We start from the raw sequence: 20,291 nt of genomic DNA, 5'->3' as shown, positions 1-20,291 counted from the left end.
CTCCAGGAAGTGGTGGATGGGRTGGGGATGAGCGGAATTGGGTGCCTGACCGACGCAAGCGCATCAGGCCACCCACTTTGTAAACCAATTCGGCAATGTGTGCTGTAGGACTCCAGGACGCAAAGCGTCCCAGGTCACTGCCCACAGCCCGGCCGCGCGCCGCTCAGCCCGCGCGCCTTTGCCCCGCCAGCCTTTTCACCACCGCCACCAGCCGGTCTATCTCCTCAAAAGTGTTGTAGAAAGCCAGCGAGGGCCGCACCGTGGTCTCTACGCCAAAGCGCCGCAGGATAGGCTGCGCGCAATGGTGGCCGGTGCGCACGGCAATGCCTTCTTCGTTCAGTGCATGGCCGACCTCTTCGGTGCTGTAGCCCGCCAGTACAAAAGACATCACGCTGGCCTTGTCGGCGGCGGTGCCGATCAGGCGCACGCCCGGGATGGCGCCCAGCTGCCGCATGCCGTAGACCAGCAGATCGTGCTCGTAGCGAGCGATATTTTCAATGCCGACGCGGTTCACATAATCGATGGCCGCGCCCAGGCCCACCGCATCGGCGATGTTGCCGGTGCCGGCCTCGAACTTGTTGGGAATCGGCTGGAACACGGTTTTTTCAAACGTGACGTCGGCAATCATGTTGCCACCGCCCTGCCACGGCGGCATGTCTTCCAGCACCTCGCGCTTGCCCCAGACCACGCCTATTCCGGTGGGTCCGAAGACCTTGTGGCCCGAGAAGACGAAGAAGTCCGCGCCCAGCGCCTGCACGTCCACCCGCATGTGTGAGACCGACTGCGCGCCGTCCACCAGCGCCCTGGCGCCGGCGCGGTGCGCCATCTCGACGATTTCCTTGACCGGCACCACGGTGCCCAGCGCGTTGGAAACCTGCGTGACGGCGACGATTTTGGTGCGGTCGTTCAGCAGCTTGCGGTATTCGTCGAGCAGCACCTGGCCCGAATCGTCCACCGGGATCACGCGCAGCTTCACACCCTTGGCGGCCGCGAGTTGCTGCCAGGGCACGATGTTGGCGTGGTGCTCGAGGTTGCTGACGATGATCTCGTCGCCCTCGCCCACATGCTGGCCGCCCCAGCTCTTGGCGACCAGGTTGATGGCCTCGGTGGTGCCGCGCACGAAGATGACTTCGTTCACGTCGGGTGCATTGATGAACTTCTTCACGCGTTCGCGCGCGCCCTCATAGGCGTCGGTGGCGCGCGCGGCCAACTCGTGGGYCGCGCGGTGGATGTTGGAGTTCTCGTGCGCGTAGAAATGCGAAATCCGGTCTATCACCGACTGCGGCTTGTGCGTGGTGGCCGCGTTGTCGAACCAGACCAGTTGCCGGCCGTTGACGCGCTCCTGCAGAATGGGAAAGTCGCGGCGCACCGCGTGCACGTCGAACGCCGGGTGGGCGGACTGGCCGGCCAGCGGCGCCGTGCCGTGTGGCGCGGGCTTGGCCGGTGTGACATAGCCGCTGGGCAGCACCACCGAGTCGACGAAATAAAACTTCGGCTCAGCGGGCGCGGCCTCTGGTGCGCGCGCGGCTTCCGCTCGCTCATACACGGAGGGCACACCCGGCTGGCTGAAAGGCAGGTTCGCCAGGCCGTCCAGGCTGGCGCCACGCACCGCCGCGGCGGGCTGGCCATGCCGGTCACCCAGGAAATAAAACGGTGCGGCGCCTGCCGGCGGCTGCGCGGCAGCGGCGGCTTCCGGCACGCCCAATGCGGCGCCGCCGAGGCGCGGTTCATACGCCGGCAACACGCTGACAGCCGTGTCGGGCACACCATTGCCCGCCACCGCATGCGGCAGCAAGGCCGGCGCGCGGTTCGCCAGTGAAGGCAGTTGCGCCGGCGAAGCCGGAACCAGATTCGTGCCCGGGACCTGCCCCTGCGGAATCGGGGTGCCCGGAACGCCGGGGCCGAAGCCGGCGGGGCTGGCAAGGGGCGAACCCGGCGGGGCCAGGTGCAAAGGCCCCTGCACACCGGGCACGGGTGATGCAGGCAGCATTGGCGCCTCGCCCGGCAAGGCCGCGAACAAGGCAGTTGCCATGCGTGAAAGCAGCGCCGTGTCGATCGGCGACTCGGGCGCCTGGGCCAGCGGTGCGCCCTGAGAGCCCTGGGGAGTGGAAGCGAGCATGTTCACCGCGCTTTATTTATAGGTATCAGGGTAGTCGTGGTATTTGCCGATCTCGACGTCGTCCAGCACCGCCAGCGCATCGGTGGTCAGCACCGCGAGCGAGCAGTACAGCGAGATCAGGTAAGACGAGATCGCGTGATTGTTGATGCCCATGAAGCGCACCGACAGGCCCGGGCTTTGTTCGCCGGGAAGGCCGGGCTGGAACAGGCCGACCACGCCCTGGCGCTTGTCGCCCACCCGCAGCAGCAAAATCTTGCTCTTGCCATCGGCCACCGGCACCTTGTTGGAAGGGATCAGTGGAATGCCGCGCCAGGTGATGAACTGCGAGCCGAAGAGGCTCACCGTGGGCGGCGGCGTGCCGCGGCGCGTGGCTTCACGGCCGAAGGCGGCAATGGCCAATGGGTGCGTCAGGAAGAACGCCGGCTCCTTCCAGACCTTGGTCAGCAGCTCGTCGAGGTCGTCGGGCGTCGGGGCGCCGGTGAGCGGGAAGATGCGCTGCTCTTCCGTGACTTGCGCCAGCAGGCCGTAGTCCGGGTTGTTGATGAGCTCGCTTTCCTGGTTTTCCTTGATGGTCTCTATCGTCAGGCGCAGCTGCTCCTTGATCTGGTCGTGCGGGCTGCTGTAGAGGTCGGAGATGCGCGTATGCACGTCCAGCACGGTGCTGACCGCATTCAGGAAATACTCGCGCGGCGCTTCTTCGTAGTCGACAAAGGTGCGCGGCAGCTGGTTTTCCTCTTCGCGCGCGGTGCATTTGACCTTGATTGACTCCGGGTTCTTTACCTTGTTGAGGCGGTAGATGCCGGCCTCGACGGGCACCCATTGCAGCAGGTGGGTAAGCCAGCGCGGCGAGATGGTCTCGAGCTGCGCCGTGGTTTTGGTTGCATTGGCTAGTTGCCGCGCGGCGTTATCGCCGAGTGCGGTGGTTCCGCCCACTGTTGCCGACATGTGAAAACTCCCTCGTTAGAAAAATAAAGCGATGAAAAAAGAAACCGAAAAGAAAGAAAGGGCGGGCTGCAGTGTCGTGGGCCTATGGGCGGGCTTCAACATGCTATAGCCATCAAGTTGATGCCGCGCACCAGGTTGGCGTGGCTGATGGCTTCGCCGCGCGTGACCAGTGTGGAGGGCGTGATGCCCAACGCCACCGCGAGCTTTTCGACAGTGACCAGCGAGGCAATAGCCCTGCCCCGTTCTATCTCGCCGACATAGGAGCGGTTGAGGTCCGAGCGCTCGGCCAGCCCTTCCTGCGACCAGCCCTGCGCTTCGCGCGACTGGCGTACCGCGATGCCGAAGCTTTCGACCAGCGCCGTCATATGAGCGCGCTCCCCAGGGCCTGCCGTGCGGCCTCCACGCCGGCCGAGTCCCGCGAAACCGCCTGCGTGACATTGCCGCCCGCCGGCACGTCGTAGGTGATCCACACGTTGCCGCCTATCACCGCCCCCTTGCCGATGGTCACCCGGCCCAGGATGGTGGCGCCCGCATAAATCACCACGTCGTCTTCTACGACGGGATGGCGCGGCAAGCCTTTCTGAAGCTTGCCTTCGAGGTCTTTCGGGAAGCGCTTGGCTCCCAGCGTCACGGCCTGGTACAGGCGCACGCGCTGGCCGATCACGGCGGTCTCGCCGATGACGACACCTGTGCCGTGGTCGATAAAAAAACCGGGGCCGATCTGCGCGCCCGGGTGAATGTCGATGCCGGTCTGCGCGTGCGCGAGTTCGGCCACAATGCGCGCCAGCAGCGGCAGGCCGAGCCGGTAGAGCTGGTGCGCCAGGCGGTGGTGGATCATGGCCAGCACGCCGGGGTAGCACAGCAGCACTTCGTCCACGCTGCGCGCGGCAGGGTCGCCCTGGTAAGCCGCCAGCACGTCGCTGTCGAGCAGCTGGCGGATGCCGGGCAATGCGCCGGCAAAGCTGCGGCTGGCCAGCAGCGCTTCGGCCTCGATGTCAGCGCCACCCCTGCCCTGGTGGCGCGCGCTATAGGTCAGCTCCAGCCGTACCTGCGTGAGCAGCCCGTGCAGGGCCGAGTCCAGCGTGTGGCCGACATAAAAATCTTCGCCCTCCTGGCGCAGGTCGGGCGGGCCCAGCCGCATCGGAAAGAGCGCGCCCTTGAGCGCCGCCGTCACCTCGGCCAGCGCGTCGCGCGAGGGAAACTCGCGCCCGCCCGGCTCACGCGAGCGCTTTTGCGACTCACGCCAGCCCTGCCGCACCGCGTGCAGCTCTCCCACAATCTGGTTGACATCGAACACGGCCATCACGGGTTCCTCAATCCTGCACCCAGGGCAAGCCGCGAAAGCGCCAGCCGTCAGCCACGCCGCGATGCTGCCGGGCATCGATCTCCCCTTCAAAGCCCTCAAGCACGTTGTAGACCTGGCTGAAGCCGGCCTTGGCGGCGGCCTCCGCCGCCAGCGCGGAACGCTTGCCGCTGCGGCACAGCAAAAGCACCACGGCCTCTTTGCCGCCTGCCTTGGCTTCCAGTTCACGCACAAAGCGCGGGTTGCGCGTCAGCGCGGTCCCGGTGGCCCAGGCCACATGCAGGCTGTCCGGCACATGGCCGACAAACTTGCGCTCTTCACCCGAGCGTACGTCGACCAGCAAGGCCTCGCCCGACGAAAAGAGCTGCCACGCCAAGTGCGGCGGCACACCGCCCGCATAAGGCAGGCCGGCTTGCTGCGCGGCCTCGCGCGCCTCTTCAAGGGCCTGAGGCAAAACCAGTTCGGATGTTTCAGAAGGCATCGTCGTTTCCTGAGCAGTCGTTCAACACAACCCGGATCAGCCGCCATTTCGATGGGGATGGCCGGCAGCCGGAGTCAATGAACGGACTCTAGATGCCGCGATTCAAAACTCAAAAGAACAAAAACGAGATTCCTAAAACCGAAAACATCCTTGGAACCTTCGCATCGAGGACGCGAATCGGAAAGCCCGGGACTCGCTGCCTGAAACCCAGCAGCAAAAAGGGTTTGTGCTGGTTTATCAACCATTGAGTGCTGATTTTTCAACAGTTGATTCACCGTCACGATGCCCCATTTCCAGGCGATTTTTTTCTTTTCTTGTTTGAAATCAATGGTATTGCCGGTCTGGCTGCATGGACGGCGGCACTGGCACATCGATTGCAATGTGATGAGCTGTCATGACAGGTACACCCGCAATGCCCGCTGCCCACACCGCCGCCGACTTCTCGCCCCTCCCGCCATTCATGCGGCCCACCACGCTGCACAACCGCATTCGCGAGGACCTGCGCGCCCGCATTTTTTCGGGCGCTTACCAGCCGCATGACCGCATGCCCTCGGAAAGCGAATTGATGAACCAGTACGGCGTCAGCCGCATCACCGTGCGGCAGGCGCTGGGCAATCTTGAAAAAGAGCGGCTGATCATCAAGGTGCCGGGCAAGGGCTCTTTTGTCACCCAGCCCAAGCCCTTCCAGGAACTGGGCCGCCTGCAGGGCTTTGCCGAGGCCATGGGCGCGCTGGGACACGAGACCTTTAACAAGCTGCTGAGCCTGCGCACCGTGGCGGCCACGGTGCAGGTCGCTGAAAAGCTGCGGCTGGAGCCCGGCACGCCCGTGACGGAAATCCACCGCGTGCGCTACCTGGACCGCCAGCCTGTCTCGCTGGACATCACCTGGGTGCCGCAGCCCATCGGCGAGCGGCTCTCGCGCGAAGACCTGGCGGGCCGGGACATCTTCCTGATCCTCGAAAACGACTATGGGTTGCCGCTGGGCCATGCCGACCTGGCGATCGACGCCGTACTGGCCGACGCGCCGCTCGCCGCGGTGCTGGAAGTCGGCACCGGCGCACCGGTGTTGCGCGTGGACCGCCTCACGCACGGCAAGGACGGCACGCCGCTGGACTACGAGCACCTGTATTGCCGCGCCGACAACTTCCAGTACCGGCTGCGCATACACCGCGGTTGACGACCCCTTCAACGACAACGACAAACGACAACAGGAACTCTCCGAAAGAACCCCATGCTGCAAACAATTGAACGCGAAGTCGATGTGCTGGTGATAGGCGGCGGCACCGCCGGGCCCATGGCGGCCGTGAAAGCCAAGCAGGCCAACCCGGCATCCCGGGTGCTGCTGCTGGAAAAAGCCAACGTCAAGCGCAGCGGCGCCATCTCCATGGGCATGGACGGGCTCAACAACGCCGTCATCCCCGGCCATGCCACGCCCGAGCAGTACGTGCGCGAGATCACCATCGCCAACGACGGCATCGTGAACCAGAAAGCCGTGCTGGCTTACGCGCAGAACAGCTTTTCGATGATCGAGGAGCTCGACCGCTGGGGCGTGAAGTTCGAGCGCGACGAGACCGGCGACTACGCCGTCAAGAAGGTCCACCACATGGGCAGCTATGTGTTGCCCATGCCCGAGGGCCACGACATCAAGAAGGTGCTGTACAAGCAGTTGAAGCGCACCCGTGTGGAAATCGAAAACCGGCTGGTGGTGACGCGCCTGCTGACCGCCGAAGACGGCCGTATCGCGGGCGCCATGGCGTTCGACTGCCGCACGGCGGACTTCCACGTGATACGCGCCAAGTCGGTAGTGCTCTCGACCGGCGCCGCCGGCCGCTTGGGCCTGCCGGCCTCGGGCTACCTCTTCGGCACCTATGAAAACCCGACCAACGCCGGCGACGGCTACAGCATGGCCTACCACGCCGGGGCCGAGCTGTCGGGCATCGAGTGCTTTCAGATCAACCCGCTGATCAAGGACTACAACGGCCCGGCCTGCGCTTACGTCACCGGCCCGTTCGGCGGCTACACCGCCAACAACCAGGGCGAACGCTTCATCGAATGCGACTACTGGAGCGGCCAGATGATGTGGGAGTTTTACCAGGAACTGCAGGGCGGGCGCGGCCCGGTGTTCCTCAAGCTCGACCACCTGGCCGAAGAAACCATCTCGGCCATCGAAACCATCCTGCACAGCAATGAGCGGCCCAGCCGCGGGCGCTTTCATGAGGGCCGCGGCACCAACTACCGGGAAAAGATGGTCGAGATGCACATCTCCGAGATCGGGCTGTGCAGCGGCCACTCGGCCTCAGGCGTGTGGGTCAACGAACACGCGCAAACCACGGTGGCCGGCTTGCATGCCGCGGGTGACCTGGCCTGCGTGCCGCACAACTACATGCTGGGCGCCTTTGTCTACGGCCGCATCGCCGGCGAAAGCGCGGCCCGCTACAGCAACGAGAACACGCACGCGGCACTTGACGCCTCGCAGGTGGAGCGCGAGCGCGCCCGCGTCTGGGCGCCGCTGCAGCGCGAGCACGGCCTGCCGCCCAACCAAGTCGAGTACAAGCTGCGCCGCATGGTCAATGACTACCTGCAACCGCCCAAGGTGACGCGCAAGATGGAAATAGGCCTCGAGCGCTTCCAGGGCATAGCGCAGGACCTGGACCAGCTCAAGGCGCGCGATCCGCATGAATTGATGCGCGCCATGGAGGTTCACTTCATCCGCGACTGCGCCGAAATGGCGGCGCGCGCCTCGCTCTACCGCACCGAAAGCCGCTGGGGCCTGTACCACGCCCGCGTGGACTTTCCGGCCCGCAACGATGCCGACTGGTTCGTCCATGTGCAGCTGCAAAAGAACGCGCAGGGCGAGATGGGCTGCTTCAAGCGGCCGATTGATCCCTATGTGATTCCGATTGCCGACCAGGAAAAGACCGCTTACCAGCGCCTGCGCATCCCGGCGGAAAAAGCCGCCGCTGATGAGGCGCTTGCCGCCTGACGCTTGGCCCCCATTCCCTGAAGACCTGAAGACCTGAAAGAAACCCCATGCAAGTCGCCCCCTTCGCCTTTCTCCCGCACAACGTCCCGGTGTCCGTCGACGCCGATAAATGCATCGCCGACAAAGGCTGCACCGTCTGCGTCGACGTCTGCCCGCTAGACGTGCTGGCCATCGACATCAGCAAAGGAACGGCCTATATGAAATTTGACGAGTGCTGGTATTGCATGCCGTGCGAGAAGGACTGCCCGACCGGCGCCGTGCACGTTGACATCCCTTACCTACTCAGATAACTCACCGCCAAACACATCACAGAGGACTCGCCATGAAAACCATCATCCAACCCCTGTTCGCCCTGGCCTTTGCCATGACGGCCGTCGCCAGCGCCAGCGCCGAAACCATCCGCGTGGCCATAGGCACGCAGGACACCACCATCAATTGCGCCACCGGCGGGCTGCTGATACGCGAGCTCAAGCTGCTGGAGAAATACCTGCCGCGCGACGGCAAGTACAAGGACGTGACCTACGACATCCAGTGGAAGAACTTCACTTCGGGCGCGCCACTCACCAACGAAATGGTGGCCGACAAGCTGGACATCGGTTCCATGGCCGACTTCCCCGGCTCCAACAACGGCGCAGCCTTCCTGAAAGCGGGAAAACAGAGCCTGTTTATCACCGTGCTCTCCGGCAGCACGCTGGGCAGCGGCAACGGCATCGTGGTGCCGAACGAATCGAAAGTCACCTCACTGTCCGAACTCAAGGGACGCACGATTTCCGTCCCCTTCGCCTCTACCGCACACGGCATGCTGTTGCGTGCCGTGGCTGCGCAAGGCTGGGACCCGCAGAAGGACGTGAATATCATCACGCAAGCCCCCGAGGTGGCGGGCCCGGCGCTCCAGGCCAACAAGATCGAGGCGCATGCCGATTTTGTGCCCTTCGCAGAGTTGTTTGAACACCGCGGCATCGCCCGGAAAATCTTTGACGGCGCACAAGCCAACGCCCCGACGTACCACGGCTCGCTGGTGAGTGGCGAGTACGCCAGGAAGTACCCCGAAATCGTGGTCGCCTTCCTCCGCGCATCGATAGAGGCCGATCGCCTGATCGCCGCTGAACCCGAAAAGTACAGCGAACTGATCGAGAAGGTCACCGGCATCGAAGCCGCCGTGAACTACCTGTACCACGGCCCGCTCGGCCTGCAAACGCGCGACCTCACCTGGAAGCCCGAGTATCGCAAGGCGTTGGCTACCTCGATAGAGACGCTCAAGCTGATGGGCCGCGAGTCGCCGTTGAAGGCCGAGACCTTCATTGACGACCGGTACATCCGCGCCGCCTTCAAACAATCGGGCATGAACTACGAAGCCAGGCTTGCGAATTACGACAAGCTGCCGCTCAAAGCCAATGACGCCCTGACGGGCAAGCCCATCACCGAGTTCCAGCGCGTGGCGGGCATCTGGGTGCAGGGCGAGCCCAAGGTCCGCCACTACGCGAGCATCGAAGGCGCGTTCGCCGACCTGCAGAAGATCGAGTCGCAAGGCAAGAAAACGCGGGCGGTGTACGTGCACGACCATATCCACCGCATCAAGCTATTGGCGCCCAACACCTGGTACGCGGCGGACGCCAAAGGGCAGCTCAGTGCCTTTTTGCAAAAGGACGCCGCCAACGCCTACGCCGCCGCCAACAAGGGCCGCGTGCTCGACTTCACCGCCGCGCGCGGCTCGGCCAAGGCGTCGCTGTAACACCCTGATCGCCCCAGACGCCACGCCGCCATGAGCGCCATCCATCCTTTGCCTGCCGCCACCCCTTCGTCCATTGGTAAACCGGCCGCCAGTGCTCCCGCGCAGCCGGGCACCCTCGCGCGGCGCACCTTGCGCATGGGCTCGCTGTTGGGCTGCCTGCTGCTTTGGCACCTGGCGTCCAGCCATCACGCGCACCTCGGCCTGGTGACTTTTGCCAACGTGCCGCAGCCCGCCGAGGTGGCGAGCGCGGCCTGGGCCTTGCTGCAATCGCCCAAGCTGCTAAACCACCTGGGCAGCAGCCTGATGCGCATTGCCGTGGGCTTTGGCCTGGCCGCGTTGCTGGGCGTGGGCCTTGGTCTTGTGATTGGCCGCCTGCGCGTGTTGCACGACCTGCTCATGCCGCCGCTCGAAGTGCTGCGCCCCATCCCCGCGGTGGCGTGGATTCCCCTGGCGATCCTGATGTTCCCTTCATCCGAAGGCAGCATGATTTTCATCACCTTTATCGGCGCGTTGTTTCCGATCCTGCTCAACACCATCCATGGAGTTGAGGGCGTGGACCCACGGCTCATCGCCTCGGCACGAAGCCTGGGCACAAGGCGCTGGCAGCTTTTTTCCGAGGTGGTTGCGCCAGGCGCGGCACCTAGCATCGTGACCGGCTTGTCCATCGGCATGGGTACCTGCTGGTTTTGCCTCGTCACCGCTGAAATGATCGCCGGGCAATATGGCATCGGCTACTACACCTGGGAGTCCTATACCGTGCAGAACTACCCCGCCATCATTGTCGGCATGCTGGTGATCGGCGTGCTGGGCATGGGCAGCAGCGTGCTGATTCAGCGGGCCGGCCAGTGGCTGATGCCCTGGTATCGCCCGCAAAGGAATGCCCGATGAGCCATTCAGACCCGCAAGCCGTGCTGAGCGGCCATGTCGGCATCGAGCACGTCTCCATCCGCCTGGGCGACGACGATGGCGGGCGCGGTGCCACCGGCGTCGAGGTGCTGCACGACGTGTCGCTTTCCTTCGCACCAGGCGAATTCATCTGCCTGCTGGGCCCTTCAGGCTGCGGCAAATCCACCCTGCTGGGCGCGCTGGCCGGCCACCTCAAGCCCTCGCAGGGCCGGCTGGAACTGGACGGCGTGGCCATTGAAGGCCCGGCGCCCGAACGCGGCCTGGTGTTCCAGCACCACACACTGTTTCCCTGGAAGACCGTGCTGGACAACGTGGGCTTCGGCCTGAAGATGAAAGGCATCGCCAAAACCGAACGCGACCGGCAAGCCGCTGAACTGCTGCAGCTGGTGGGCCTGGCGGGCTTCGAGCAGCGCTACCCGCGCGAGCTGTCGGGCGGCATGCAGCAGCGCGTGGAGATCGCCCGCGTGCTGATCAACCACCCGCGCGTGCTGTTGATGGACGAGCCCTTCGGCGCGCTGGACGCCTTGACGCGGGTAAAGATGCAGGAGCTGCTGCTGGACATCTGGGCCCGCATACGCACCACCCTGGTTTTTGTCACGCATGACATTGACGAGGCCCTCTTCCTGGCAGACCGCTTGCTGGTGATGAGCCCGCGGCCCGGCCGGATCATTGAAGAACTTCGGCCCGGTTTCGCGCGGCCGCGGCATGCGGGCCTGGTCACCGACCCGCGCTTTGTGGCGCTCAAGCGCCACTGCCTCAGCCTGCTGGACCATGACACCGCGCCGCTGCCCCTTCAACGCCTCACCCCGCTCGGCCAGCCACGCGGCGCCGGACCACCGGACGCCTGGCGCTTTGCCGTTTGAACATTTCATTTCACAAGACACCCACACATGACCGCTCTTTTTGACGACAACGCATTGCTCTCTCCTGCCCTGCGGCAGCGCCTGGAGAGCAGCGACGCCGGCATCCGCCGCGTGGCCCTGCTCGAACTGGCCGACCATGAAGAAGAGGATCTGCTGCCCTGGCTGGTGGCCGGGCTGACGGACAGCGCGCCTGAAGTGCGCGCCGAGGCAGCACGCCGCCTGGCCGGCTGGGAAACACCGGCCGTGGTGAAGGCCCTGGCCGGCGCCTTGCTCGACGACAACGAAGCCGTACAGACCGCGGCCGCGCAATCCCTGGCGGAACTCAAAAGCACGGAAGCCGGCCATGCATTGCTGCCATGGGCCAGCCATCCACAGGCTTTTGTGCGCGCCGCCGCCCTTCGCGCGCTGCGCGAACTGAGGTTGCCGCAAGCGGTGGATCCCGCACTGGACGCGCTGGCGCATGACAGCGCCGCCGTGCGCCGCGAGGCGGTCGGTGTGCTGGGTTGGCTCAAGCAGTCGTCGGCGCTGCCGCTACTCGCGCGCATCGCCAATGAAGACAGCGACGCCGAAGTGCGGCGCGCTGCCACGGGCGCACTGGGCCTGGCCTTGCAGGGCGAAGCCGCCCAGGTGCAGCAAGCGCTGCTCGCCGCGCTGCGGGACCCGGCCTGGAATGTGCGCGAAGAAGCAGCCGCCACGCTGGGCAAGCTCAGGCTGGATGCGGCGCCGGCACTCATCGAAGCGCTCGACGATGCGTATTGGCAGGTCCGCCTGCGCGCGGCACGTGCCCTGGGCCAGCTGAAAGCTGCCGCTGCCGTCGCGCCGCTGGGCCGCGCGTTGCAGCACGAAATCAGCAACCTGCGCAAGGAAGCTGCGATTGCGCTGGGAGAGGTTGGCGGCGGCACCGCCATCGCGCTCCTGCAAGCCGCCCTCGCCGACCCCGACCCTGAAGTGCGAAAGCTGGCGCGGCTGGGTCTGGCCCGCTGGCAGCAGCCGGCATGAACGGCGCTGCCACCGCCGAGCCACCCAGCGAAATCGCGCTGGATGCCCAGGGCCTGGACGTGCAATGGGTTGACGCGAAATTTCGGCTGGAGGCCGCCCACCTGCGCAACCAGTGCCGCTGCGCCGCGTGCAAACAGCTGGCGCTGCAGGGCACGCCGGTGATCGCGGGTGCAGGCATTCAGTTGACCAACGCATCGCCGGTCGGCAGCTATGGCCTGCAGCTGCATTTCAACGATGGGCATGAGCGCGGCATTTATCCGTGGAGCTATCTGCGTGAGTTGGCCGAGGCCTGAAGACACGCCAGCCGCGCATATGGATAGAGCGCTATCAGCTATCAAAGGCGTGGCATGGATCAGGGAGCGCGGCGTACCTGTACCGAATCGGGCAGGCACTGTGAGCCGATCACCACGCAACTGCTCCAGATGCAACAGTTTGACCCTGAAAGCACACCAAACCCACCGAAAACCGCCCTGAATCACTGGCATGGATGCTGCGTTGTTGAGCGTGTCAACCACTCACTCCTCACGCCATGACTATCACTCGCTTCCTCGGCCTTGCCACTTTGTCTTTCGGCCTGCTGGCCACCCAGGCCCATGCCGCCCCGCCTCTCGAAAAAACCGACATCCGCTACCAGGGCTGGGTAGGCCAGGTCACCTGGATAGAGCTGGCCGAGGACCTCGGCTACCTCGCGCCGCTCAAAGCCAAGTGGGTGGGCAACACCATCAGCGGCCCGCAGGACATCCAGAGCGTGGTCACCGGCGACGTCGACCTGGGCGGTGCCTTCAACGGCGCGGTCGTCAAGCTGCTGGCCAAGAAGGCGCCCATCAAGGCGGTGCTGGGTTACTACGGCGTCGACGAGAACACCTGGACTGGCTACTACGTCAAGGAAGACAGCCCGATCAAGTCGGCGCGCGACCTGATCGGCAAGAAGATCGCCGTCAACACGCTGGGCGCGCATCACGAGTTCATGGTGCGTGAATACCTGGACCGCGCCAAGCTCAGCGAGGCTGAAGCCAAGCAGGTCACGCTGGTGGTGACGCCGCCGGTCACCGGCGAGCAGGCGTTGCGCCAGGGCCATGTGGAAGTCACCACGCTCGGCGGTGTCTTGCGCGACAAGGCGCTGGAGCGTGGCGGCATACGCCCACTGTTCACCGACCGTGCCCTCTACGGCAACTTCACCGCGGGCAGCATCGTGCTGCACGACAAGTTCATCGCGCAGAACCCCAACACCAGCCGCCACCTGGTGTCGGCGCTGGCGCGCTCCATCGAGTGGGCACGCAACACGCCGGCCACCGAGGTGCGGGCGCGCTTCGTCAAGATCATCGAAGCCCGCAAGCGCGCCGAAAGCGCCGACAGCATCCAGTACTGGAAAAGCACCGGTGTGGCGGGAACCGGCGGCGTGATCAAGGACGCCGAGCTGCAGATCTGGATCAACTGGCTGGTCAAAGACGGGCTGCTCAAGCCCGGCCAGGTCAAGCCCTCGGACCTGTACACCAATGCCTTCAACCCCTACTTCACCAACGCCGACAAACTGGCGTCCGCCAAATGAGCGCCGCCAAGATCCGCTTTGAGAACGTCAGCAAGGAGTTCACCGTCCGCGCGGACGACGGCGCCGCCGCAAAGCGCTTTGTCGCGGTCCATGACGTCACGCTGGATGTGAAGCCCGGCGAGTTCCTGGTGYTGGTGGGGCCCAGCGGGTGCGGCAAGTCCACGCTGCTGGACCTGCTGGCCGGCCTGGCGCTGCCCACCAGCGGCCGCGTGCTGATCGACGGCCGGCCCGTGACCGGCCCGGCGCGTGACCGCGGCGTGGTGTTCCAGCAATACGCCCTCTTCCCCTGGCTGACGGCCCTGGACAACGTGGCCTTTGGGCTGGAAGTCGCGGGCTTGGGAAAGCGCGCCCGGCGCGAAAAGGCTGCGCACTACCTGACGCTGGTCGGCCTGACCGACTTTGCCAACCGGTTTCCGCATGAGCTCTCGGGCGGCATGAAGCAGCGCGTCGCCATCGCGCGCAGCCTGGCCTATGAGCCGCAGGTGCTGCTGATGGACGAGCCGTTTGCGGCGCTCGATGCGCAGACGCGCGAGACGCTGCAGGAAGAACTCGTGGAGATCTGGCAGCGCACCGGCAAGACCATTGTGTTCATCACCCACGGCATCGACGAAGCGGTGGTGCTGGGCCAGCGCGTGGCCATCATGACGACGCGCCCCGGGCGCATCAAGCGCATCGTGGACATCCCCGAATCCTTGCGCGCCGGCACCGACGACGTGCGCTCGCTGCCGCTCTTCGGTGAACTGCGCCACGAGATCTGGTCACAGCTGCATGACGAGGTGGCCTCGGCACGCCAGGAGCGCCGCGCGCGCATTGCCTCACAAGCCCAAAAGAAAGAAACCGCCCATGTCTGATATTGCCCTGAACGCGGGAAGCCTTTCCGCACCTTCCGCACCGTCCACGCATGCGGAGCGACAAACGCTGCAAGCACAAGCACAAACTCCGCCGGTGTGGCTGCGGCTATACCGCCAACTCGCCAATGCCACCTGGCGCTCGGGCCTGATCGTGGCGCTGGCCCTGCTGTGGGAACTGGCACCCCGGCTCGGTCTGACCGACCCGACCTTCCTCCCGCCGCTCAGCGAAGTGCTGGCCGCCGGCTGGGCGCTGGCGCTGAATGGCCAGCTGTGGGAACACACCTCCATCAGCCTGGCGCGCTCGCTGGGCGGCTTGCTGCTGGCCATCGTCTTTGCCATCCCGCTGGGACTGGCCATCGGCTGGTACCAGCGCCTGGGCAATGCGCTGAACCCGTTGATCGAGCTGCTGCGCAACACCGCGCCGCTGGCCCTGCTGCCGGTGTTTCTCTTGCTGCTGGGCATCGGCGAGGTGTCCAAGCTGTCCATCGTGGTTTACGCCTGCGCCTGGCCGCTGCTGCTCAACACCATCTCGGCGGTGCGCCAGGTCGATCCGCTGCTGGTGAAGTCGGCGCGCACCATGGGCGCGTCCTCGCGCCAGCTGTTCCTGAAGGTGATCCTGCCGGCATCTGTCCCGACCATCTTCGTGGGCATACGCCTGGCCGCCGCCTCGGCCATGCTGGTGCTGATCGCGGCCGAGATGGTGGGCGCCAAGGCCGGGCTCGGCTACCTGATCATCTACGCCCAGTTCAGCTTCCTGATCGCCGACATGTATTTCGGGATCATCGCCATCACCGCCATCGGCGTCACCCTGAACTTTGTGCTGGAAAAACTCGAGAGCCACTTCACGGCGTGGAAGCCAGTCCAGGCCCGCAACTAAAACCAATTCTTTGATCGACGGAAAGACATTCTCATGACTCAACGCAAACTTCGCCTGGGCGCTTTCATCATGGCCACCGGCCACCACATCGCCGCCTGGCGGCATCCCGGCTCGCAGGTGGACTCGGGCGTCAACATCGACCACTACATCGAGGTGGCAAAAATCGCCGAGCGCGGCCTCTTCGACCAGGTCTTTGTGGCCGACAGCCCGGGCATGGCCTTTCACGGCGACGACGAGGCCTTCAGCCGCCAGGGCCGGGTGTCCTACTTCGAGCCGGTGACCTTGTGGGCCGCCTTGTCGGCCGTCACCAAGCACGTCGGCTTTGTGGCCACGGCTTCCACCACCTATGAAGACCCCTTTCTGCTGGCGCGCAAGTTTGCCTCGCTCGACCACCTGAGCAAGGGCCGCGCGGCCTGGAACGTGGTGACCACCGGCGCCGACAACGTGTACGGCAATTTCGGCCTGGACAAACACCCCGAGCCCGCCGTGCGCTATGAGCAGGCGCATGAGTTCATCGACGTGGTCAAGGGCTTGTGGGACAGTTTTGAAGACGACGCCTTCTTTCGCGACCCAGTGTCGGGCAAGTATTTCGACCCGGCCAAGGTGCATGCGATCAACCATTCGGGCAAGTACTTCAAGGTCAGCGGCCCACTGAACCTGGAGCGCCCGCCGCAGGGCTACCCCGTGATCGTGCAGGCAGGGTCTTCCGAGCCGGGTCGCGAGCTGGCCGCCGCTTCGGCCGAAGCCATCTTCACCGCGTGGACCAGCTTGGCCGAAGCGCAGGCCTTCTACCGCGACGTCAAGGGCCGGTTGGCCAGATACGGACGCCGGCCCGAGCAACTGCTGGTGCTGCCGGGCATCTCCCCGGTGGTCGGGCGCACGCAGGAAGAAGCCGATGCCAAGTGGGCCGAGCTGCAAAAGCTGATCCACCCCGCCGTTGGCCTGAACACGCTGCACACCTTCTGGCCTGGCGAAGATTTGTCGAAGTGGGACCTGGACGCGCCGCCGCCCTACATTCCCGAGCCGCCGCCGGGGCAGAACAGCCGTGCCCACGTGGTGCTGGAGCTGGCCCGGCGCGACAAGCTCACCGTGCGCCAACTTTACGAATACCTGGCCGGCGCGCGCGGCCACTGGGTCGTGGTGGGCACGCCGCAAACCATTGCCGACAGGATGCAGGAGTGGTTTGAAAACGGCGCGGCCGATGGCTTCAATGTGATGCCGCCGGTGCTGCCTGAATCACTGAACGACTTTGTCGAGCTGGTGATCCCCGAGCTGCAGCGGCGCGGCCTCTTCCGCACCGAATACGAAGGCAGCACCCTGCGCGAAAACCTGGGCCTGGACCGGCCCGCCAACCAGTTCACCGTGAAGGCGCGGAAGGTCGCCTAGTCCGCATACATCGTGTCCCCTGGGTGGGATTTTCAAGGCCTGCGGTTTTATGCCGCAGGCCTTTTTTTTGAACCTTCAGGCCGCAACGGCCACCGGCGCCGCGGCGCTCTTGCCGGCATTGCCGGCGGGCTGCCCCGCCTTTGCATGCACCGTCGAGCGCCGGCCGTCCACGCTGACCGGCACATCGCCGGCCAATGTCACGCGGCGCACCACGCGGTGCTGGTCACCGTAGTCGTTGATGGCGTAGTGCTGGGTGGCGCGGTTGTCCCAGATCACGACGTCGCCCTGCGTCCAACGCCAGCGTACCGTGTTCTCCAGGCGGATGATGTGCTCCTGCAGCACCGACAGCAGGTGCTGCGAGTCGGTGCTGGAATAACCCACCAGCTTCTTCACGAAGTGCCCCAGCACCAGCGCGCGCTCGCGGGTTTCGGGATGCACGCGCACCACCGGGTGCTCGGCCTCATGCAGGGTGCGCGTGAACACCTCACGGTAATGTTTGGCGCCTTCGTCCGAGATGTCTTTTTCCGGGCGATGCGCGGCGTAGTCGTAATCGTTGCCGTGCACCGCCCACAGCTTGTCGGCCAGCTCGCGCAAGGCCGGCGGCAGGCCCTGGTAGGCCGCGGCGGTATTGGCCCAGACGGTGTCGCCGCCCCAGGGCGGGATCACCACGCCGCGCAGCACCGAGATCTTCGGCGGCGCGACCGCGAAGGTCACGTCGGTGTGCCAGGAGTTGGCACGGCCGCCGTGCGCCGAGTCCAGTTCCAGGATGTAGCCGCTTCCCTGGCGCGAGGGCACCGTCGGGTGCGGCACCGGGTCGCCGAGCCGCTGGGCAAAGGCCTCCTGCGCGGCATCGTCCAGGTGCTGCTGGCCGCGCAGGAAGAGCACCTTGTGCTTGAGCAGCGCCTGGTTGAGCGCCACCACGGTGTCGCCGGAAATCTCCGCCGACAGCCGCAGGCCGCGCACTTCCGCGCCTATGCGGCCGGCGACCGGCGTGATGTCGAGAATGGGGTGGGAAGCATGGAGTTGGGTCATGGAGCTGCCTTTGCATATGGCCGTTGCCGGCCTGGGTTGAAAAGGCAGAAGAGGCAGAAGTCATGCCAACAAACGACGCGTGAAAGCAGTGGTTTTCAGGTGTGAAAAGGCCAGGCTTGCTGCAAACCGGACAGTACCGGTTTGCCAGCCAACACCGGGCTCATGGCACTGGGCGAAATGCAGCAGCCGGCGCGGCCGCCAGTTGTTTGTTCAGTCGGCGTCCGCTGGCTCGACCGGCTCAGGAAGCTCATGGCCAGCATCGAGCAGGCCGTGGCGTTTGAGCAGCGTTCTCAGCGCGTTGCGCGACACGCCCAGCCGGCGCGCGGTATGGACCTGGTTGCCTGCGGAGAATTCATACGCGGTTTTGACCAGGGTTTCCTCGACCTGGTTGAACAAGCCGGGCTCGGCAGCATGCAGGCGCTGCAGCAAGACCTCGCGCAGCGGGTCAGAGTCGGGTTCGGGATCGGGAGTTGCTGCAGCTGGCACCGCCTCCACGGCCGGCACGATCGGCGCGGCCGGCTGCGCCCTACTGCTGCGTGATCTGCCCGCCACTGACCGCTGATTCACCTGCAGATCCACCGCCGTCAGCCTGCTGCTTGGCGCGACGATCAAGGCGTAGTGCACGACGTTTTCAAGCTCGCGGATATTGCCCGGCCAGTCGTGCGCGAGCAAGGCCTGCTCGGCATCCGGCGCCAGGCTGGCGCCGGTGATGCCCAGGCGCGCCGAATAGCTGGCCAGGAAATGGCGCGCCAGCGGCAGGATGTCGCCGGGGCGTTCATACAGCGGGCGCAGCTCCAAGGTGGCCACGCTGATACGGTAATAAAGGTCGGCGCGGAAGTGACCGGCGGCCACGGCGTTGCGCAGGTCAACGTTGGTGGCCGCGATCAAGCGCACATCCAGCGCGATGGGCTTGCGCGAGCCCAGGCGAACCACCTGGCGCTCCTGCAGCACCCGCAGCAGCTTGACCTGCAAGGCCAGCGGCAAATCGCCGATCTCGTCGAGAAACAGCGTGCCGCCGTTGGCCGATTCAAACCAGCCTGCGCGCGCCTGCGAGGCACCGGTGAAGGCGCCGCTTTCATGGCCGAACAGCTCGGCATCGATCAATGCTTCGCTAAAGGCGCCGCAGTTCACCGCCAGGAAGGGCCCGCGCCGCCCGCTGCCCTGGTGCACGCGGCGCGCCAGCAATTCCTTGCCGGTGCCGGTCTCGCCGATCACCAGCACGGTGGCGTCGGTGGGCGCGACCTGCTCCACGCGCTCCAGCAAGGCCACCGAGCCTGGGTCCTCGAACACCAACGCCTTGGCGCGTATGGACAAGGCGCCGGCGTTGGGAAGCGTCAGCAGGTGCGACATGCGTTTGCGGCGTGTTGGCTGCGTGGCTTTGTGCGTGGTTTAGAAACCAGGCAGTACGGCGCCCTTGAACTCGGCCTGCACAAACTTGCGAATCTCTTCCGAGTGGTAGGCCTTCACGAGCTTGGCGACCCAGGGCTTGTCCTTGTCCTGCTCACGCACGGCCAGCAGGTTGACGTAAGGTGACTTCGCGGCTTCCTGCGCAATGGCGTCTTTAGGGTTCAGGCCGGCCGACAGCGCGTAGTTGGTGTTGACGGCCGAGGCGTCCAGGTCGTCGAGCGAGCGCGGTAGCTGGGCGGCATCCAGTTCAACGAACTTGAGCTTCTTGGGGTTCTCGATCACGTCCAGCGGCGTGGCCTTGAGGCCGGCTTCGGGCTTGAGCTTGATCAGGCCCTTGTCCTGCAGCACCAGCAGCACGCGGCCGCCGTTGGTCGGGTCGTTCGGGATGCCGAAGCGCGCGCCTTCCTTCAGCTCGGCCAGGCTCTTGACCTTCTTGGAGTAGAGGCCAATCGGGAAGTTGACGGTATAGCCCACGTTGACGATCTTGTAGCCGCGGTCCTTGACCTGCTGGTCCAGGAAAGGCTTGTGCTGGTAGCTGTTGGCGTCCAGGTCGCCGGCGGCGAGCGCGGCGTTGGGCTGGATGTAGTCGCTGAACTCGACGATCTGGATCTTCAGGCCGTCTTTCTCGGCGATCTTTTTGACCTGCTCAAAAATCTGTGCGTGCGGGCCGGCGGTGACACCGATCTTCAGGGGCTTGTCCTGCGCCAGCACGGCGCCGGAGAAAGAAGCCGCCAGCGCGAGTGCGACGGCGGATTGAATGAGAGTGCGTTTGTTCATGGTTCTTCCTTTGGATGAATTGAAAAATCGTTGTCTTCTTGTCTTGGCCCCTCTCCCCCTGGGAGAGGGTTAGGGTGAGGG

Annotated in this window: 21 protein-coding genes; 12 read left to right on the top strand and 9 right to left on the bottom strand. The window is 65.1% G+C overall.

Going from position 1 to position 20,291, the window contains the following annotated elements; all coding sequences use genetic code 11:
* Positions 1-163 precede the first annotated feature (163 nt).
* The 6 genes from AC1DXS_RS23690 to AC1DXS_RS23665 all read right to left on the bottom strand — a co-directional run bounded on the left by AC1DXS_RS23690 (position 164) and on the right by AC1DXS_RS23665 (position 5,228).
* Complete coding sequence (locus AC1DXS_RS23690) at positions 164-2,032, bottom strand: family 2A encapsulin nanocompartment cargo protein cysteine desulfurase (RefSeq protein ID WP_477739891.1); 1,869 nt, start codon at positions 2,030-2,032, stop codon at positions 164-166.
* 99 nt (positions 2,033-2,131) lie between these two features.
* Complete coding sequence (locus AC1DXS_RS23685) at positions 2,132-3,064, bottom strand: family 2A encapsulin nanocompartment shell protein (RefSeq protein WP_477739889.1); 933 nt, start codon at positions 3,062-3,064, stop codon at positions 2,132-2,134.
* 95 nt (positions 3,065-3,159) lie between these two features.
* Positions 3,160-3,429: a helix-turn-helix domain-containing protein gene (locus AC1DXS_RS23680; protein WP_477739888.1), complete on the bottom strand. Its 270-nt coding sequence runs from the start codon at positions 3,427-3,429 to the stop codon at positions 3,160-3,162.
* Positions 3,426-4,367, bottom strand: coding sequence for a serine O-acetyltransferase EpsC (gene epsC, locus AC1DXS_RS23675; RefSeq protein WP_477739887.1), 942 nt, complete (start codon positions 4,365-4,367; stop codon positions 3,426-3,428). Before epsC ends, AC1DXS_RS23680 begins: the two co-directional genes overlap by 4 nt.
* A gap of 10 nt (positions 4,368-4,377) precedes the next feature.
* Positions 4,378-4,848: a rhodanese-like domain-containing protein gene (locus AC1DXS_RS23670; protein ID WP_477739886.1), complete on the bottom strand. Its 471-nt coding sequence runs from the start codon at positions 4,846-4,848 to the stop codon at positions 4,378-4,380.
* Between the two features lie 74 nt (positions 4,849-4,922).
* Positions 4,923-5,228: a hypothetical protein gene (locus AC1DXS_RS23665; RefSeq protein ID WP_477739885.1), complete on the bottom strand. Its 306-nt coding sequence runs from the start codon at positions 5,226-5,228 to the stop codon at positions 4,923-4,925.
* A 32-nt stretch (positions 5,229-5,260) separates the two neighbouring features.
* Here AC1DXS_RS23665 and AC1DXS_RS23660 point away from each other — a divergent pair, with 32 nt between their 5' ends.
* From AC1DXS_RS23660 to AC1DXS_RS23605, 12 genes are all read left to right on the top strand, one after another.
* On the top strand, positions 5,261-6,025 hold the full coding sequence (locus AC1DXS_RS23660; RefSeq protein WP_477739884.1) for a GntR family transcriptional regulator: 765 nt from the start codon (positions 5,261-5,263) through the stop codon (positions 6,023-6,025).
* Positions 6,026-6,082: 57 nt separating this feature from the next.
* Positions 6,083-7,831 carry a fumarate reductase/succinate dehydrogenase flavoprotein subunit gene (locus AC1DXS_RS23655; RefSeq protein ID WP_477739890.1) on the top strand — a complete coding sequence of 583 codons (1,749 nt, stop codon included), beginning with the start codon at positions 6,083-6,085 and terminating at the stop codon, positions 7,829-7,831.
* Between the two features lie 47 nt (positions 7,832-7,878).
* A complete protein-coding gene (locus tag AC1DXS_RS23650) occupies positions 7,879-8,121 on the top strand; it encodes a 4Fe-4S dicluster domain-containing protein (protein ID WP_477739883.1) in 243 nt (80 codons plus the stop codon).
* Between the two features lie 32 nt (positions 8,122-8,153).
* Entirely contained in the window at positions 8,154-9,563 is a 1,410-nt protein-coding gene (locus tag AC1DXS_RS23645; RefSeq protein WP_477739882.1) for an ABC transporter substrate-binding protein, read from the top strand.
* Between the two features lie 30 nt (positions 9,564-9,593).
* Positions 9,594-10,451, top strand: a complete 858-nt coding sequence (locus AC1DXS_RS23640; RefSeq protein ID WP_477739881.1) for an ABC transporter permease — start codon at positions 9,594-9,596, stop codon at positions 10,449-10,451.
* The gene (locus AC1DXS_RS23635) at positions 10,448-11,332 is read left to right on the top strand and encodes an ABC transporter ATP-binding protein (protein ID WP_477739880.1); all 885 of its coding nucleotides are present in this window, start codon (positions 10,448-10,450) and stop codon (positions 11,330-11,332) included. The genes AC1DXS_RS23640 and AC1DXS_RS23635 overlap by 4 nt, the downstream gene beginning before the upstream one ends.
* A 27-nt stretch (positions 11,333-11,359) precedes the next feature.
* On the top strand, positions 11,360-12,331 hold the full coding sequence (locus AC1DXS_RS23630) for a HEAT repeat domain-containing protein (RefSeq protein WP_477739879.1): 972 nt from the start codon (positions 11,360-11,362) through the stop codon (positions 12,329-12,331).
* The gene (locus AC1DXS_RS23625) at positions 12,328-12,624 is read left to right on the top strand and encodes a gamma-butyrobetaine hydroxylase-like domain-containing protein (RefSeq protein WP_477739878.1); all 297 of its coding nucleotides are present in this window, start codon (positions 12,328-12,330) and stop codon (positions 12,622-12,624) included. The genes AC1DXS_RS23630 and AC1DXS_RS23625 overlap by 4 nt, the downstream gene beginning before the upstream one ends.
* Before the next feature lie 236 nt (positions 12,625-12,860).
* Complete coding sequence (locus AC1DXS_RS23620; RefSeq protein ID WP_477739877.1) at positions 12,861-13,880, top strand: ABC transporter substrate-binding protein; 1,020 nt, start codon at positions 12,861-12,863, stop codon at positions 13,878-13,880.
* A complete protein-coding gene (locus AC1DXS_RS23615; RefSeq protein WP_477739876.1) occupies positions 13,877-14,731 on the top strand; it encodes an ABC transporter ATP-binding protein in 855 nt (284 codons plus the stop codon). The genes AC1DXS_RS23620 and AC1DXS_RS23615 overlap by 4 nt, the downstream gene beginning before the upstream one ends.
* Entirely contained in the window at positions 14,724-15,608 is an 885-nt protein-coding gene (locus AC1DXS_RS23610; RefSeq protein WP_477739875.1) for an ABC transporter permease, read from the top strand. The genes AC1DXS_RS23615 and AC1DXS_RS23610 overlap by 8 nt, the downstream gene beginning before the upstream one ends.
* A gap of 33 nt (positions 15,609-15,641) precedes the next feature.
* A complete protein-coding gene (locus tag AC1DXS_RS23605) occupies positions 15,642-16,994 on the top strand; it encodes an LLM class flavin-dependent oxidoreductase (protein ID WP_477739874.1) in 1,353 nt (450 codons plus the stop codon).
* A gap of 75 nt (positions 16,995-17,069) precedes the next feature.
* Here AC1DXS_RS23605 and AC1DXS_RS23600 read toward each other — a convergent pair whose 3' ends face one another.
* The 3 genes from AC1DXS_RS23600 to AC1DXS_RS23590 form a co-directional block, all read right to left on the bottom strand.
* Positions 17,070-18,026 (bottom strand): TauD/TfdA dioxygenase family protein, encoded by a 957-nt coding sequence (locus AC1DXS_RS23600; protein ID WP_477739873.1) that lies wholly within the window; start codon positions 18,024-18,026, stop codon positions 17,070-17,072.
* A 210-nt stretch (positions 18,027-18,236) separates the two neighbouring features.
* Complete coding sequence (locus tag AC1DXS_RS23595) at positions 18,237-19,376, bottom strand: sigma-54 interaction domain-containing protein (protein WP_477739872.1); 1,140 nt, start codon at positions 19,374-19,376, stop codon at positions 18,237-18,239.
* A gap of 39 nt (positions 19,377-19,415) precedes the next feature.
* The gene (locus tag AC1DXS_RS23590; RefSeq protein ID WP_477739871.1) at positions 19,416-20,210 is read right to left on the bottom strand and encodes a MetQ/NlpA family ABC transporter substrate-binding protein; all 795 of its coding nucleotides are present in this window, start codon (positions 20,208-20,210) and stop codon (positions 19,416-19,418) included.
* Between the last annotated feature and the right edge of the window lie 81 nt (positions 20,211-20,291).

The organism is Polaromonas sp. P3_B1, assembly GCF_056402935.1.
The sequence above is the reverse complement of the archived record's forward strand: the minus strand, read 5'-3'. Positions and strand labels throughout refer to the sequence as shown.